The 16,825-nt window shown below is 68.3% G+C and carries 12 protein-coding genes; 7 read left to right on the top strand and 5 right to left on the bottom strand.

All coding sequences use genetic code 11. The features are described from left to right. Window positions 1–218: 218 nt before the first annotated feature. The 4 genes from WMF34_RS04650 to WMF34_RS04635 all read left to right on the top strand — a co-directional run bounded on the left by WMF34_RS04650 (window position 219) and on the right by WMF34_RS04635 (window position 5,655). A complete protein-coding gene (locus tag WMF34_RS04650) occupies window positions 219–1,532 on the top strand; it encodes a 3-dehydroquinate synthase (RefSeq protein WP_437992529.1) in 1,314 nt (437 codons plus the stop codon). Beyond that, window positions 1,529–3,052 (top strand): metabolite traffic protein EboE, encoded by a 1,524-nt coding sequence (gene eboE / locus WMF34_RS04645; protein ID WP_437992528.1) that lies wholly within the window; start codon window positions 1,529–1,531, stop codon window positions 3,050–3,052. Before WMF34_RS04650 ends, eboE begins: the two co-directional genes overlap by 4 nt. Beyond that, window positions 3,049–3,930: a UbiA family prenyltransferase gene (locus WMF34_RS04640; protein ID WP_437992527.1), complete on the top strand. Its 882-nt coding sequence runs from the start codon at window positions 3,049–3,051 to the stop codon at window positions 3,928–3,930. The genes eboE and WMF34_RS04640 overlap by 4 nt, the downstream gene beginning before the upstream one ends. A gap of 84 nt (window positions 3,931–4,014) precedes the next feature. Next, complete coding sequence (locus tag WMF34_RS04635; RefSeq protein WP_437992526.1) at window positions 4,015–5,655, top strand: hypothetical protein; 1,641 nt, start codon at window positions 4,015–4,017, stop codon at window positions 5,653–5,655. 61 nt (window positions 5,656–5,716) lie between these two features. Here the strand turns inward: WMF34_RS04635 and WMF34_RS04630 are convergent, their stop codons facing one another. From WMF34_RS04630 to WMF34_RS04620, 3 genes are read right to left on the bottom strand one after another with little or no spacing between them, the layout of a single operon-like run. Beyond that, window positions 5,717–7,090, bottom strand: coding sequence for an alkaline phosphatase family protein (locus tag WMF34_RS04630; protein WP_437992525.1), 1,374 nt, complete (start codon window positions 7,088–7,090; stop codon window positions 5,717–5,719). A 12-nt stretch (window positions 7,091–7,102) separates the two neighbouring features. After that, window positions 7,103–7,987 carry a TatD family hydrolase gene (locus tag WMF34_RS04625; RefSeq protein WP_437992524.1) on the bottom strand — a complete coding sequence of 295 codons (885 nt, stop codon included), beginning with the start codon at window positions 7,985–7,987 and terminating at the stop codon, window positions 7,103–7,105. A gap of 23 nt (window positions 7,988–8,010) precedes the next feature. Then, window positions 8,011–8,769: an EboA domain-containing protein gene (locus WMF34_RS04620; protein ID WP_437992523.1), complete on the bottom strand. Its 759-nt coding sequence runs from the start codon at window positions 8,767–8,769 to the stop codon at window positions 8,011–8,013. A 104-nt stretch (window positions 8,770–8,873) separates the two neighbouring features. Here WMF34_RS04620 and WMF34_RS04615 point away from each other — a divergent pair, with 104 nt between their 5' ends. From WMF34_RS04615 to WMF34_RS04605, 3 genes are all read left to right on the top strand, one after another. After that, window positions 8,874–10,364: a PQQ-dependent sugar dehydrogenase gene (locus tag WMF34_RS04615; RefSeq protein WP_437992522.1), complete on the top strand. Its 1,491-nt coding sequence runs from the start codon at window positions 8,874–8,876 to the stop codon at window positions 10,362–10,364. Window positions 10,365–11,113: 749 nt separating this feature from the next. Further along, window positions 11,114–12,310, top strand: a complete 1,197-nt coding sequence (locus WMF34_RS04610; RefSeq protein WP_437994609.1) for an MYXO-CTERM sorting domain-containing protein — start codon at window positions 11,114–11,116, stop codon at window positions 12,308–12,310. 167 nt (window positions 12,311–12,477) lie between these two features. Then, entirely contained in the window at window positions 12,478–13,239 is a 762-nt protein-coding gene (locus WMF34_RS04605; protein WP_012233497.1) for a YdcF family protein, read from the top strand. Window positions 13,240–13,256: 17 nt separating this feature from the next. Here the strand turns inward: WMF34_RS04605 and WMF34_RS04600 are convergent, their stop codons facing one another. Then, window positions 13,257–14,381 (bottom strand): glycosyltransferase family 2 protein, encoded by a 1,125-nt coding sequence (locus tag WMF34_RS04600; protein WP_012233496.1) that lies wholly within the window; start codon window positions 14,379–14,381, stop codon window positions 13,257–13,259. 98 nt (window positions 14,382–14,479) lie between these two features. Beyond that, window positions 14,480–16,825: a peptidylprolyl isomerase gene (locus WMF34_RS04595; RefSeq protein WP_437992521.1), complete on the bottom strand. Its 2,346-nt coding sequence runs from the start codon at window positions 16,823–16,825 to the stop codon at window positions 14,480–14,482.

Genomic DNA, 16,825 nt, shown 5'->3' with positions numbered 1-16,825 from the left:
GGATGTCAGGCGGTACGGGGTTGCGATCACGCGGTGATCACGGGGCGATCACGGGGAACGAGGTGAACTCGGCCGTACGGCGGCGCGATTCACCGAGCGGCGCCAGCATTGCAGGAAGGTCGTCCGCCGCCAAGGGGAAGTTTTCGTACCGCGGCAAGACGCGGGATCCTCGCGAGGAACCAACTTGACGGACCGATGACCTCTCTCGAAAGTCGGCTTTGATGCTGCTTCATCTGCAACGGATCGCGGTCCCCTTCGAGTACCCCGTCTACTTCACGGAGGGCGTCTTTTCGCCGAGCAACGCCGACCTGGCGGCCGCCATCGCCGCGAAGGAGCCGCGCCGGCGCCACCGCGTGCTGCCGGTGATCGACGGCGGCGTCGCGGCGGCGTGGCCGTCTCTGGCGGACGACATCGCGCGCTACGTGGGCGCGCGACCGGACCTGCTCACGCTCGCGGCCGAGCCGATCGTGGTGCCCGGCGGCGAGGCGGCGAAGAACGACGGCGCGGCGACGGCGGCGCTGCAGGCGAGGCTCGACGCGCTGGGGATGGATCGGCAGTCGTTCGTGATGATCGTCGGAGGCGGCGCGGTGCTCGACATGGTCGGCTACGCGGCGGCGACGGTGCACCGCGGCGTCCGGGTCGTGCGGATCCCGACCACGGTGCTCGCGCAGGCCGATTCCGGGGTCGGCGTGAAGAACGGCGTCAACGCGTTCGGGAAGAAGAACCTGCTCGGCACGTTCGCCCCGCCGTTCGCGGTGCTCATCGATCCGCGCTTCCTGGAGACGCTGCCCTTGCGCGACAAGGTGGCGGGGATGGCGGAGGCGGTGAAGGTCGCGCTGATCCGGGACGCGCGGCTGTTCTCGTGGCTGTCCGAGCACGCGCCCGCGCTCGCGTCGGGGTCGCTCGCGCCGCTCGCGCAGCTCGTGCGCCGCTCGGCGGAGATCCACCTCCAGCACATCGCGAGCGCGGGCGATCCGTTCGAGCTCGGGAGCGCGCGGCCGCTCGACTTCGGGCACTGGGCTGCGCACAAGCTGGAGTCGCTCACGAAGCACAGGCTCCGCCACGGCGAGGCGGTCGCGATCGGGATCGCGATCGACACGCTGTACGCCGAGCTGGCCGGCCTGTGCAGCCAGGCGACGGCGGCCGCGGTGGTCGCGGCGCTCGAGGCGCTCGGCTTCACGCTGTGGGACGACGCGCTCGCGATGACGCGCGCGTGCGAGAGGGGGGAGCGGGGCGAGCGGCTCTGCGTGCTCGATGGGCTGGACGAGTTCCGCGAGCACCTCGGCGGGGAGCTCACGGTGACGTTGCTCGAGGACGTGGGGCGCGCCCGCGAGGTGCACGCGATGGAGGAGCGGCACATCGTCGCGGCGATCGCGCGGCTGCGCGAGCGCGCCGGGAGGCGGGGCGCGCTCGCGGCGATCGGCGCGACGGGAGCGACGGGCGCGGCCAAGGGAGCGGCGGGCGCGGCCACCGGAGCGGCGGGCGCGGTCACCGGAGCGGCGGGCGCGGTCACCGGAGCGGCGCAATCATGAGGCTCGCGTGCGCGGGCGCGCCGCACCTCACGTACTGCACGAACATCCATGCGGGCGAGACGTGGTCGGAGGTGAAGCAGAGCCTCGAGACGCACCTGCTCGCGATCTGGTCGCGCGCGGCCGGCGGGGAGGAGGGGGCGCTGCGCGGAGAAGGCGACGGAAGCGGCGGAGGCGGCAGCGGGGCGGAGGGCCTCGGGCCGAGCGCGCGCCGGCGGTGCGGGGTGGGGCTGCGGCTCTCGGCGAGGGCGGCGGCGGAGCTCGCCGAGCCGGCGGAGCTCGACGCATTCCGCGATTTTCTCGAGCGGAACGGCCTCTACGTGTTCACGCTGAACGGCTTCCCCTACGGCCGGTTCCACGGCGCGCCGGTGAAGGAGCGCGTGTACCTGCCCGACTGGCTCGACGAGGAGCGGCTCGCGTACAGCGATCTCCTGGCGACGCTCCTCGCCGAGCTGCTGCCGGCGGACGAGGGCCTGATGGGCAGCGTCAGCACGGTGCCCGGCGCGTTCAGGCCGCGGGTGCGCACGCCGGGTGACGCGGCGGCGATGGCGCGGCGGCTGGTCGAGCACGCGGCGCACCTCGTCGAGATCCGCCGCCGCACGGGCAAGCACATCGCGCTGGCCCTCGAGCCGGAGCCGTGCTGCTTCCTCGAGACCACGCCCGAGGCGATCGGCTTCTTCACCGATCACGTGTTCGCGCCGGAGCGCGCGCGCGAGCTGTCGGCGCTGGCCGGGATGAGCCTGCCAGACGCCGAGGAGGCGCTCCGGAGCCACCTCGGCCTCTGCTTCGACGCGTGCCACATGGCGGTGGAGTTCGAGGACGCCCCCGCGTCGCTCGCGGCGCTCCGCGCTGCGGGCATCGGCGTCCACAAGGTGCAGCTCAGCGCCGGGCTGCGCGCCCGCGTGGCGGAGCGCGAGCCGGCGACGATGGCGAGGCTGCGCGCGTATGCGGAGGACGTCGTCTACCTGCACCAGGTGGTCGAGCGGCGTCGGGGCCCAGGCGGGGGCGAGCTCGTCCGCTACCTGGATCTGCCCGAGGCGCTGGCGGCGCTCGACGGCGGGACCGCAGCGCCGCCCGGGGCGGAGCCGGAGGAGTGGCGAGTTCACTTCCATGTGCCGATCTTCCGGGAGCTCGAGGGCGCGCTCGCGACGACGCAGCCGGAGCTGGCGGCGCTGCTGTCGCACCTGCGAGACTCGCCAGCGACGCAGCACCTCGAGGTAGAGACCTACACCTGGGATGTACTGCCGGACGACCAGCGCCGCGGCGGGCTGGTCGAGGCGGTGGCAAGGGAGCTCCGCTGGGTGGAGGAGCGAATGGTGGGTAACGGAAGCGTGGGCGCCGGCGTCGGCGAGGGCAGAGGCCTCGGCGAGGGCAGAGGCCTCGGCGCGAACCGTGGAGTCGGAGGTGGCCGCGAGGTCGGGGGTGGCCGCGAAATCGGCGCGAGCTCCGCCGGGCAAGTGGACAGCGAAATCGGCGCGAGCTCCGGTCACCGAGCGGAGAGCCGAGCGGGGGCAGGGCGATGAGCTCGCGCGCACGGGTGTACCTGCGGCTCGGCCGCGTCTCGAACCTGCCCACGGTGTGGACGAACGTGCTCTGTGGCATGGCCCTGTCGGGGTCTGCGCCACGGGCGTCCGAAGTGGCGCAGGTGGGGTTCGCGGTGTCGCTGATGTACGTGGGCGGCATGTTCCTGAACGACGCGTTCGACCGGGAGATCGACGCGCGCGAGCGGCCCGAGCGGCCGATCCCATCCGGGCTGGTGAGCGCCCGCGAGGTGTTTGCGGTCGGCTACGGCCTGCTCGGGGCGGGGGTGCTGATCGTGGGGGGCCACGCCTATGTGGCGAACCGGGGGATGGCGCCGGCCGTGGCGAGCGCGCTGCTCGCCGGGGCGATCGTGCTTTACGATGCCTGGCACAAGGGGAACCCGCTGAGCCCGGCGCTGATGGGGGTGTGCCGCGTGCTGGTCTATGTGACGGCGGCGCTCGCTGCGGGGGGACAGCTCGGGAGCGCGGTGATCGCCGGGGGGGTGGCGCTGCTGTTCTATTTGATCGGGCTGACGGCGATCGCGAAGCAGGAGAACCTGCTGGCGGTGCGCAGCCTGTGGGCGCTCGGCTTCATGGCGGTCCCGTTCCTGGCGACGCTCGGCGCGCCGCTCACGGGGATGATGGGGACGATCGCGTACGGGGCGCTCGCTGGTTGCGTGATCCACGCGGTGAGGTTGCTGCGGGGGACGCGAAAGGACCGGATCCCGCGCGCCGTGGTGACGCTCATCGCAGGGATATCGCTGCTGGATGCGGTGCTCATCGCGAGGAGCGGCGCGCCGAGCGCCGGCGGCGCGGCGGCGCTCGCCATGCTGGGATTTCCGCTGACGCTGGCAATGCAGCGGGTGGTGAGGGGGACGTGAGGACTGGCACGCGAGCCAGCGCCTCAGCTGGCATCCTCATCAAAGACTGAGAGGCAACAGCTTGAGCTGCTGGAGACACGACTCATGACGTTACGTGGCGCTCGAATTATTCCAACAGGCTTCTTTGCGCTAATCTGTGCTAGTTCCGGCTGCGCGCTCGTCCTCGGGCTCGACGACTTTGAAGACTCTCCTTCTCCAGAAGATCAGAATGAAGGCGGGAATGGCAGCGCGGACGTTTGTAGGCCGAACATCACAGAGGCATGCTACAGCGGCCCAGAAGGCACCGCAGATATCGGGCTGTGCAAATCCGGAACACGGACGTGCGACGACAGTGGGAGCACCTGGGGCGCATGCCAGAACGAAAAGCTTCCAGTTCAAGAGAGCTGCGCGATCAACGACGACGAAAATTGCGACGGATTCGACTGCACCCTGTGGGCACGAGCATTCGGCAGTGAATCAGTCGCCCACTCAGTAGCCACCGACCGACAGGGCAACATCATCGCAGTAGGCGGCTTCTCGCAGTCCATACAATTTGGCACAGAGCCGCTCACGAGCGCCGGAGACTCCGACATATTCATCGTCGCCCTTGACAAAGATGGAGACCATATATGGAGTCACAGCTTCGGAGACGCAGCGGCTCAGGAAGCGACATCCGTAAGCGTAGATGCAGAAGACAACATCTTGTTGACTGGCGTCAGTGACGGCACGATCAATTTCGGCGACAGCGACGTCGGACCGGGGCTATTTGTTGCAAAGTTCAGCAACAGCGGAGAGCACACGTGGAGCCGCAGCTTCCCAGCCAAAATCATCAACGATAGGTACTTTAACAAATTCACCAGAACCATTCGCCCCAAGATCAGCAGCACACAACACGGCGATGCGTTCATCTCAGGAACGTTCATAGGGAACATTGAGTTCGACGACGCGATCCTGACATCCGCTCCAGCGGACACGCTGGATATGTACGCTGCAAAACTCGATGGAAAGACAGGATCCACGAGCACAGCGCAAGGCGGATGGGCACGGACGTTCGGCAGTTCAGGCGATGATGCCCTGATAGACGCAACCATCGATCGAAGCGACAACATCGTTATCATCGGAAATCATCCCAGTTCGATTCGCTTTGGCGATTCGCCAGAGCTCGACGGCGCGGGGATGTTCCTAACGAAGCTCGACAGCGATGGTAGCCCGGTCTGGACACGTGACTTCGACAACGGTTACCCGTCTGCTCTAGCCGTCGACAACCTCGGCAACATTTCCGCTACCGGCAACTACGATGAGCGCATCGAATTTGACAGTAGCCACGCCCTCGGTTCACCCGATGGACATACAGCGTTCTTTGTCGTCCAATTCGACGCATCTGGAAAACATCGTTGGAGTCGCGACTTCGAAGGAACTTCCCACAACGCGATCAAAGGCATCAGTAATGACACGCTCAACAACGTCGTGCTCATCGGAGAATTCAGCGGGGAGTTGAGGGTGGACAACGAGATCATGGATCACGACGAGCTCCCATCCCCCTGGGTACTGAAGCTAGATTCGTCAGGCGAAACGCTCTGGAAAAGGTCATACCGAAGCGGAGGCCCGTCATTCGGATTTGCCGCAAAGGCAGCCCCCAGCAACGAGACCATCATCATCGGCTCATTCTACAGAACAATCGCGTTCGAGTCGGGCACGCTGCAAACAGATTACGACACCATGTTTCTGGCAAAGCTTGGAATTTAGCAGCGTGGCCACCGCGAATTGGTCATACCAATTTATGACACGAAGCAATTGACGGGGGGCATCAACAAAAGATGTGATCCATCACGATTCGACTCACATCAAGAGCAGGAACCCTTTCATCCGGCAGCAGCGAGCCACAAGTAGAGAGCGCGATCGGCCCCTGCTCCGGGCGCTCGGTCAAACGACCGTGCGATCCTTTCACCAATGCTGCATCCAGTGGGGTCACGTCCATAAGATACCGGAAACCGAGCTTTTTCTTGAGCAGCTTCCAAGCGACATGGACTGGCAGCACGCGCAGCTTAGGGTCAGAAAACAGCTCCACAGGATCGTATCCGGGCTTGCGATGGATATCGACGGTTCTGGCAAACTCCGGAGCCTTGTCGTCATCGAGCCAGTAGTAGTAGCTGAACCACCGATCCTCTCGTGAGATCGCGACAAGCTCTCCCGACCTCGCATGATCCAGTCCGGCTGAGCGCTTGGCTTCCGCATCGAGAACGACGTCTACTCCGGGAAGCCTTTCAAGGAGCGCCTTCACTTCTCGAATACGCTCCGGGCGACGCACGTAGACATGCGCCACCTGATGATCCGCCACCGCGAACGCCTCGGATGCGCCGGCGTCGAGCTTCTCGAGGCCGCGCTCAACCCTGACGCGCAGGAGCCCCTGCTCTCGGAGCACACGGTTGATGTGCACCACGCCGGACACACGCGTGATGCCGTACTCGGACAGGACGATCACCCGCGCCCCATCCTTGCGCACATGGTCGATGAGCTCCCCGCATACGGCGTCCACGGCGCGGAGATCGTCTTTGATCGCCGGGTGATCCGGCCCGAGCCGTTGCAGGTTGTAGTCGAGGTGCGGAAGGTAAACCAACGTTAACGTGGGCCGTCGCGTGTCATACACATGGCGCGCACACCGCGCAATCCACTCCGTCGACCGGATATCCGCATTCGGACCCCAGAAATTGAAGAGAGGGAACTCACCCAATCGGCAGACGAGTTCATCTCGCAACGACGCCGGTTCAGTGTAGATATCCGGCAGCTTGAGCCCGTCCGCCCAGTAGATCGGCCTCGGCGTCACCGCGTAGTCTGCCGAGCTGTACATGTTGTACCACCAGAACAGCTTCGCACAGGTGAACGTCGGATCGCGCCGACGCGCGGCTTCCCAGATCTTCTCGCCTGTCACGAGCTGGTTCGCCTGGCGCCACAGGTTCACCTCGGCGATGTCGCGGAAGTACCAGCCGTTCGCGACACAGCCGTGCCCGCTCGGGAGGAGGCCTGTGGTGAACGTCGACTGGACAGTGCACGTGACCGCCGGGAGGACGGTCTGAAGAGGGCGCATCACGCCCTCCCGTGCGAGCCGCTTCAGGTTCGGCGTGGAATCCCCGAGGAGCTCGCCGGTCAGCCCGACGACATTGAGAACGACAGTGCGGTGCATACCGGTTATTGATCAGCCCTTCACGACGGGAGCCTGCCCACGCAAGACCGAGTTCCCCTCGAACAGGGCGCGCTGGTCCACCGCTGGGGTTTCGCCGAACTCCGCAAGGTCAAGCCTGCCGCTCTGGGAAAAGAAGGCGAGCGGGTTCTTCCAGACGATCCGCTCGATCACCTCGTCCGCGATCCCATTCTGGCACATGCGCGCCGCCGTCTTCGGAACCTTGAGCGGATCGCTTATGCCCCAGTCCGCTGCGCTGTTGATCAGGATCCGTTCAGCACCATATGTTTTGACCAGCGCGACCATCCGGTCCTCGTCCATCTTGGTGCTTGGATAGATGGAGTGACCGGCCCAGCAGCCGGTGGCGAGAACGAGCGGCAACGTCTCCTCGTTGTTGTGATCGACGAGCACACGCTCCTCAGGGAACCGAAGCTCCCGCACAAGGGCGAGCGTCCGCTCCGTACCGCGCTTCTTGTCGCGGTGCGGCGTATGCACCAGAATCGGAAGCTCGTGCTCCCGCGCGAGCTCGATCTGCTGGGCGAAATACTTCTCTTCCTCCGGCGTCATGTCATCGAAGCCGATCTCCCCGACCGCGACGACGCCCTCCTTGTCGAGGTAGCGCGGCAAGAGGTCGATGACACCTTGCGCCACGCGAGGGTTGTTGGCCTCCTTCGGGTTGAGCCCCAGCGTGCAGAGGTGACGAATGCCGAACTGACTGGCCCGAAAACGCTCCCAGCCGAGCAGGGACGTAAAATAGTCCTCGAAGGTGCCGACATGGGTCCTCGGTTGACCGAGCCAGAACGCCGGCTCGAGGACGGCGACGATACCGGCCGCGGCCATCGCCTGGTAGTCGTCCGTCGTCCGCGATGTCATGTGGATATGGGGATCGAATAGCTTCAAGGGTCCCTCCGCAGCGCGCCGCTTCACTCGGGGATCCGCGTCGCGCGCTCGCGCTCATGGTCCAGGGAGAGCAAGCCTATATCGACCGGGATGCTCCGGCCAGCCGCCCTCCGTTCGCTCGCAAAATCCTCGGCCATCCTGGTGAGCTCGCTCGATCGTCGTCGGTCGAGCCCAACGATCCGGGCGAGCGCCACGCCCATGAACATGGTCTTGAGGACCATCTGGTTGAAGTTGAGATCGGGAAAACAGGCGGCCGGGTAGGAATTCTCGCAGGCGATCGCCTCGAAGATGGGCAGCTCGTTCGTACGGCACGCCTCGGCCGCGAGTGGAACGAAGTGCCCCGCCTCGATCAGGAACGGCAGCGCCCGCAGGAGCGCCTGCCGCTCCCGGCCATCTCCCTGCTCGTAGCAAGCCCTGAGCAGCGATTCCAGCTCCGGTGCGGGCAGGCGCCTCGAGATCTGCACAAGCATCGTTACCCGGCCGAGCTCATCCAGCCCCCGCCCCTCGACCGCCCGGGGGACACCGGCAGCCTCCAGAGCATGCCGCTCGTCGGCATGAAGCCCAATCGGTGCCTTGCCGAGCACGCGTACCGCCGCAGTGAACGTCGTGAGGAACCGGTCGCGATCGAACCAGGTCGACGGATCGCTCGCCCGCGCGTCAGGCGCGCCGTCAACGCGCGCTCCGGTCCCGGTCACGCGCTCGACACGCTCCAGCCAGGAGCGAGCCGCCGGCGGAATCCGGCGCGACAGAATTTCAGCCAGCAGTAGGGAAGAGTCTTGCATTGTAGTCGTACCCGCTGGTCCCGGGCTCCTGACGCAAGATGCCGACGTTACCGAGCGGTGGAAAGTTATACCAAGGGGCGCGCTGTTGGGATAGTGTCCTACGCATGATGGACCAGAAGCGTTTCCTTTTGTCTTTCATGCCCATCGCAGCCGCCCTTTTCGGCGTCGGCGTCATCCTGAATGGCTGCGGCGGCAGTGACAACGGCGCTGGCGCAGGAGGCGGGGGAGGATCCGGTCCCGGCGCAACGGGCACCGGCGGTGGCACCTCGACGGGCGCTCCCACGAGCAGCGGAACCAGCTCGGGTACCAGCGGAACCAGCTCGGGTACCAGCGGAACCAGCTCGGGTACCAGCGGAACCAGCTCGGGTACCAGCGGAACCAGCTCGGGCACCAGCTCGACGAGCGGAGCGGGAGCCGGCCCTTCGAGCGGAAGCGGCGCGGGAGGGAGCGGGACGATCGAGTGCGACGAGCCGGGCGGGACCGTACCGCCGCTCAAGCTCACCGAGGTGGTGAACGGCTTCGACCGGCCGCTCCATGTAACCAGCGAGCCTGCCGATGCGAGCCGACTCTACGTTATCGAGCAGGTCGGAAGGATTCGCCTGGTAAAGAACGGAGCGCTTCAGGAGGAGCCGTTCCTCGACATCACGGGGCTCGTCACGCCGGTCGACACGGGCTATGATGACGAGAAGGGGCTACTCGGCCTCACGTTCCATCCCGACTACGCAGAGAACGGGCGCTTCTTTGTGTATTTCAACGCACGCCGTCAGGGGGATGTGGCGACTGGACTCACTCTGATGGAATTCTCACGCTCGCCAAACAATCCGGATGTCGCCGTCGCCGAGAGCAAGCGCAGCTATTTCCGCATAACATCCGGTGTCATGGGCAACCACAACGGCGGCATGCTCGCGTTCGGCCCAGATCGCATGCTCTATATAGGCGTCGGCGACGGTGGTGGCCAAACCGACAACCCGGATCCGAACAACAATGGGCAGAACATTGAGGTAAAGCTCGGCAAGATCCTGCGCATCGACGTCGACAATCATCCGACAGCGCCAGCGGGGAACGTCACCGGTGGAGATCCGGACGTCTGGGATTACGGCCTGCGCAACCCGTGGCGATTCAGCTTCGACCGCTGCAGGGGAGATCTCTACATCGGAGATGTCGGTGGGCGATTGTTTGAGGAGATCAACGTCGAGCCGCGCGGTCAGGGCAACAAGAACTACGGATGGAGCGTCAACGAGGGGGGTACGTGCATCCAGCAAGATCAGGCGACCCCATGCAACTCGCCGACGATCACGGCGCCCATCGTGGCGTACGATCACGACAACGGCGATGGTTCCGTAACCGGCGGCTATGTCTATCGTGGGAGCAGGATCCCCGCGCTTCGTGGGAAATACCTGTTCGGCGACTACGCCTCGGACAGAGTCTGGATGCTTACATGGAAGGACGGCGTCGCCACGCCAAGAACCTCGCTCAGCCAGGACCTCGCTTCTGAGAGCACCATCCAGGGCCTGGCTTCATTCGGAGAAGACGCAGCGGGCGAGCTGTACATCGTCTCTTATGGAGGCAGCATCTTCCGGATCGATCCGGAATAGAATGCCCCGCGATCCATAGGGAGCAGCGTGGCCGTTCATCGTTGGTCCCCACCTTCCGAAGAGCAGCTTACCAGATCTGGATTCGAGCCATGCAGAATACGCTGAAACTGGCAGTGGGTTGGGTGCTCGCGCTCGGGTTGCTGAGTCACGAGGCAGCGGCTGGGATCGATGACCTCCAGGGCACGGCGCCGGGCGACATGCCACAACCGAACAATCTGGGCACCGCAGAGCGCTGCGCCGGCTGCCATCTCGCCGAATACGAGGATCGCCAGGACTATATGCCCACCGACACGTGGGCAGGTACCATGATGGCCAACGCATGGCGCGATCCTGTCTTCAAGGCTGCTTTGGCGATTGCCAACCAGGACGCGCCGGGGGTGGGGACTTTCTGCCTGCGATGTCACTCTCCCATTGGGTTCTTGAACGGGAGAGCGACGCCTCCGGATGGCTCCGGATTCGACCCTGAGGCATCGGTCGATGGCAAGATCGTCGATGGCCAAGGCGTCAGCTGCAACGTTTGCCACCGCGCGATGCCGACGCCGGGCCCCAACAATACTGCGTCGTACCTCCTCGGCAATGCTCAGCTCGTGTTCGACCATTCACCAGAGGCTGCTGACTTCATCAATACTCCTGTGATGTACGGTCCTTACGAGAACATTGAGTCCAGGTCTCACATCGGGGAGGAGGCCCCAATGCTCGCCGATTCCAGATTCTGTGGCCAATGTCACCAGGTCACGAATCCAGAGGTGATGCTGAGGGACTCGAGCGGGACACCCACCACCATCGAATTTCCCCTCGACACAACCTACGAGGAGTGGGCCGCCAGCGACTTCCGCGACGGTGGCTCGGATGAGCAGAGCTGCATCGACTGCCACATGCAGAAGAAGCCCGGGGAGTGGGCTGTCGCCGACGAGGGGCCACTCCGCACCGACCCGCGCGACCACCTCATCGTCGGCGGCAATCACTGGGGCATCCAGGCCGTCATGGCGGCCGACCCGACGCTCGCGGCGGAGCGCGCTGATTCCTTCGAGCGCGCGCTCGACGCTACGCTCAAGAGCCTCGCCTCGGCCGCCTCGGTCACCCTCGTCGACGCACCGCAGGAGGCCGCGCCAGGAGAGGAGATCGCCGTCACCGTTCGGGTCGAGAACCTCACCGGTCACAAGTTCCCGACAGGCTATGCGGAGAGCCGGCGCGCCTGGATCGCCGTGTTCCTCGTCGACGAGAACGGCGTCGAACGGGCGCTGCTCGGCGGCTACGACGCGGACACGGGCGAGATCCAGCACGAGCCGCCCACCCACGAGTACCGGGCCGTGCACGGGCGATGGGACGGCGAGGCGGGTGTGGGTGAGAAGGAGGAGCACCTCGCGCTCCACGACATGATCATCTCCGATACGCGCATCCCGCCGAAGGGCTTCGTCCCGTCGCGGACCACCCAGCCGACCCAGGAGATCGACTTCGCCGATGGGAACGGCGGTTACCGCAACTACGACGAGGCGCGCTTCACGCTCACCGTCCCGGCCGACGCCTTCGGCAGGCAGACGCTCTCGGCGCGCGTGTACTACCAGTCGATGACGAAGGAGTACATCGAGTTCCTGCAGTCCGAGAACCGCACGGACAGCACGGGAGACGACCTCCGGGCCATCTACGAGGAGACAGGCGAGGCGCCGCCCATCCTCGTCGCGGCCGATGACGCGGAAGCGCCGCTCGATCTCGGAGAGCCGCCCGCCAACGCCAGCAGCAGCAACGGCGCCGGCGGCAGCGGCACAGGCGGCAACGGCACCGGCGGCGAGAGCTCGGCCGGCGGCAGCGTCAGCCGCTCCAGCGACGACGGCGGCTGCGGCTGCCGGATGCCCGGCAACGCCCCCGACGGGTGGCTCCCCGCGGGCCTCGCCGGGCTCGCCCTCGCCGCCGCAACCAGGCGCCGGCGCACCCACCGGCGACATTGAGCCTCGCTCCACAACGAACCGCCGCAAGCGCGCGTCGTGCGGGGCGGACGATCCCCGATCCGCTCCGTCCCGCCGTTTCACCTTGAGACGGGCCCTTTTTCGCTCGCATCGCCCCCCCGGCGCCTTCATAGAGTGAGCCCACCCAGCGCCTCACGGCGAGCCTCGCCTTGCCCATCTCCCGCCTCGTCGATCCCCTGCTCGTGCTCCTCGTCGCCGCGGGCGTCGGCCTCGCGCTCTCCGGCGGCGACTGGAGCTTCCGAACACGCGGGGCGAAGATCGGGCGGGCGCTCGCGTGGAGCGCCTGGCTCGCGCTGTGGCTCCTTTCCACGCCCTGGCTCTCCAGCGCGCTCGCGCGCCGGATCAGCACCGTGCCGAGGGACCTGCACGCGGAGCTCGCGGGAAGCTCACCCGAGCGGCGGGTCCTCGTCATCCTCACCGCCGGCATCGACGCCGACGAGTTCGGCGAGCCAGCCATGGAACGGCAGTCGGCGGCAGGCCTCGAGCGCGGCCTCGCCGCCGTGCGGGTCTACCGCGAGTACGGCTTCGGCCACGTCATCGTCTCGGGGAAGGACGTCCGAGGCGCGCCCACCCAGCTCGCCAGCGCGATGGCCGATCTCCTCGTGGAGCTCGGCGTCCCCAGGAAGAAGATCATCCTGGAGACCGAGTCGCGCGATACCCGAGAGAACGCCCTCCACTCCACGCGGATCGCCCGCGGCCTGTCGGCCGACGCCGTCGTGGTCGTGACCAGCGCGCTCCACATGCCGCGCTCCCTCCGCATGTTCGAGCGCGCAGGGCTCGACGTCCTCCCCGCGCCGGTCAGGTTCCAGTCGCTGCCGCCCGAGGGGCCTGAGCGGCTGCTGCCGGAGTCGCTCTCCCTCAGGCGGTCGCAGCGCGCCGTTCACGAGCTCGTAGGTCTCTTGGAGCCGTAGCCCCGGCGCGCCCCGCGCTACCAGGTGACCTTCTGCGAGCCGCGGAGGTATCGCCAGAGGCCGACCACCGCCGCCGCGTTCAGGACCACGAACGTCCGCGCGAGCGCGCCGAGCTTGCCCGCGGCGCCCCCGAGCGCCGCGAGCAGGTAGAAGGCCACCTGCCCGCCGAACAGCGCGCGCGCCGCGTAGAGCGTCCACGAGGCGTCGCCGCTCATCTCGGCGCCCATCCACGCGACCGTCGACGTGATCAGCAGCGCGACGAGCGCCCAGGGGCACACGAGGCGGAGCAGCTTGTGCGAGAAGATCTCGAACCAGGACGGGTTCCTGAACGGGACGAGGAGCGCCGGGAGCAGCGAAAAGAGCTGATAATTGCCGGCCAGCGTGCGCACCTTGCGGCCGAACTCGCGCTCGTCGCCGAAGGCGTCGTCGTACGCGATCGCGTCGGGAGCAAACAGGATCGAGCGCCCCTCGAGGCGGAGCCGCATCGGCACCCACATGTCGTCGAGGATGACGCCCTCCGGGAGGTGGCTCATGTCGGCGCGGCGGATCGCATAGATGGGACCGGTCACGCCCACCATGCTCCTGAACCGCCCTTCCTGGAGGCGGATCCAGTTCTCGTAACGCCAGTAAGCCCCCGACCCCGCCGACCCCTTCAGCACCAGGTTGCCAGAGACGCAGCCCGCGTTCGGATCGGCCAGGAGCCGCACGAGCGCGCGCAGCGCCCCGGGCACGAGCGGCTGGCGGATGTCCGTCATCAACAGCACCTCGCCCGTCGCGACCCCGAGCATCGTGTTCACGCCGATCGGCTTGCCACGACGCGCCTCGCTGACGATCACCTTCACCCGAGGATCGCGCTCGGCCAGCTGCCGCGCCACGAGCACGGTGTCGTCCGTCGAGCCGTCCGAGAAGAGCAGGACCTCCAGCTTGTCCTTCGGATAGTCGAGCGCGAGGAGGCTCTCGACCTTCGCCGGGAGATACGACGCCGCGTTGAAGACGGGAATGCACGCCGTCACGGTGGGGACGTAGTCTGGATCCTCCTTCCGCTGCGCAGGCCAGAGGCGCGCCAGGACGCCGATAACGATCGGGTACCCGAAGTAGGTGTACACGAGCACCGCGACGGCCAGAAAGGAGGCAATGACCACGCTAAACTGTAGAGCGCCGGTCGGGGGCGGTTGTCAACCGACATGGATGGGCCGCGCCGCGACGCGGCCGTTTGCATCGCACGCGCACGTGCACGCGATCAGTTCTGCACCTTCACGCTCCGGATGATGTCCCCATCCGCGAGCGCAGCCCACGGCCCGGCGGCGACGCCGACGGCCGCGTACTGGCCGTCGAGGTGCGGCGCGCGCGCGTGCATCACGAAGAGCTGGCTCGATCCGGTGTCGCGGCCGGCGAGCGCGACGCCGACCCGCAGCGGCTCGAACGCGACCGGCGACGTCTCGCAGCGCAGCGCCGGCCTGCCGGGCGGGCCTCCGGCGCCGTCGCCGAACGGCGCGCCGAACTGGGTGACGAAGCCGGGCACCACGCGATGGACGATCTTGCCGTCGTAATAGCCGGAGCGCGCGAGATCGACGAAGCGGGTCACCGCGACCGGCGCGAGCGCAGGGTCGAGCGTCATCGTGAGCTCGCCGGCGTCCGTGTCGAAGATCAGCACCGCCGGCGCGCGCACGAGCGCGGAGGCCTCGGCCGGCACCTCGCCGACCGGCGGGGCGACGGCCGGCCGCCCCGCCGCGCCCGCGTCCCCCGGCAGACCGGCGTCACACGCGATCTTGCGGCCCCTGAGCACGCCGAGCGCCGTCCCGGCGCGCGCCCGCGTCGTGGGGTGGCTCGATCGGCAGAGCTGCTCCAGGCGAGCCTCCGCCGGCTTGAGCGCCAGCGCCCCCACCGCGTCGACGACCGCGCCGATCAGCTCCGGATCGTCGCGCGCGCCTGGGCGGTCGAGGATCGCGAGCAGCGCGGCCTCGATCGCCGGCGACGTGACCGCCGCGAGAGCGTCCTTCTCGTCGCTCCGCTTCCTGCGCTTCCGCTTCCCCGGCGCCTCCGATGCGCGCTGGGGCTGCCGCGCGATGACCTCCGCCGCGGCGGCCACGAGGCCCGGCTCCTCCGCGGCGAGCGCCTTCGCGAGCAGGTCGGGCGCGCCGGCGATCTCCTCGTGCGCGGCGATGAGCTCGATCGCGGCCTCCCGCGCGCGCAGATCGCCCGACGCGGCGTACGCGCGGAACGCGGCGAGCCGCGCGCCCGTGATGGCGTCGCGGCCGATCACCTCGACGACCGCCCGGGCGCCGATCGGGCCGCGCACCGGCGCGCCTGCGTCCGGCTTGCTCCCCGGCTCCGCCGGCGCCGTGACGTCACAGCCGAGCAGCAGCGGATCGCGGTAGTCCCCGCCCGCCAGGAGCCGGGCCGCGCCGCAGCGGAGCCACGCGACGCGGCGGAGGATCGCCGCGGGCGCGCTCGGCGGCGGCGGCAGGGCGGCGAGATCGCGGAGCGCCTTGCGCGCGGCGCCCGCGGATCCGAGCGCGTCGAGCGCGGTGAGCAGCACGCCGAAGTCCTCGCTCACGAGGCCCGTGAGCGCGATCGGGTCCGCGCTCGGGGCGAGCGCGGCGACCGCGTCGGCGAGGGCGCGCTGGCCGGGCGGGCCGAGCCGCTTGAGGGCGCGCGCGGCCTCGGCGCGCTCGCTCGCGGTGAACACCCCCTTCGCGGAGAGGACGCGCGCGAGCTCGGAGGCGGCCGCCTCCCCTGCCCGGCCGAGCGCGCGCACCGCGAAGAGCCGCGCGTCGGAGGCCTCCGCGAGCCGCGCGGTCGCGACGTCGCGGATGCGGGGGATGACCGTGAGCGGGACGTGCTCGAGGCGCCCGATCGGGTAGAGCGCCTCGGGGACCGGCGGGCTCGCCGCGCTCCCCGAGGCGAGGTTGAGCAGCGCGACGAGCGTCTCCTCGCGCAGCTTGAGCTTGATCGCGGCGAGATCGCCGAGCGCGTACGCCGCGTGGATCGCGCGCTCGCGCGGGCCGTCGAGCCACGCGACCAGCGTCGGCTCCGACGCCTCCGCGCCGCACCGCCCGATGGCGCGGGCGAGCGCGCCGCCCGCGTCGAGCGGCGGCGCCCCCGCGGCGGCGCCGCCGCTCGGCGCCGCCGCGGACGCAGCGGCGCTCGCCGCGCCCGCGGGGCTCGGGCGGGCGTCGCGAGCGAGGGCGCGCGCGACGAGCGCCGAGACCGCCTCGGCCTCGCGCTCCTTGCACGAGAACCCGAGGCCGTAGGCGGCCCACGCGACCACCTCGTCGTCCTCGTCGGCGAGCGCCCGCGTGAGCCCAGGCCACGCCGCGTCTCCGCCGATGCGCGCGAGGGCCCGCGCGGCGGCGCGCCGCACGCCGACGTCGCGGCTCTGCTGGTCCGCGGGGCTCACCTCCAGGGCGGCGCGGCGCTGCTCGGCCGCGAGGAGGGCATCGAGCCGCCCCGCCGCCCCGGCGCTGGCGGCCGGCGCCGCCGCGGAGCTCCCGGCGTCGGGCGCGGGGCCCGGCGCCGGCTGCCCGGTGCAGGCGGAGAGGAGCAGCACGAGGACGAGGAGCGGAGAGGAGCGCCTTCTCAGCAT

Origin of the sequence: Sorangium sp. So ce145, assembly GCF_051525985.1 — a bacterium.
Lineage (GTDB): Bacteria > Myxococcota_A > Polyangia > Polyangiales > Polyangiaceae > Sorangium > Sorangium cellulosum_B.
The sequence above is the reverse complement of the archived record's forward strand: the minus strand, read 5'-3'. Positions and strand labels throughout refer to the sequence as shown.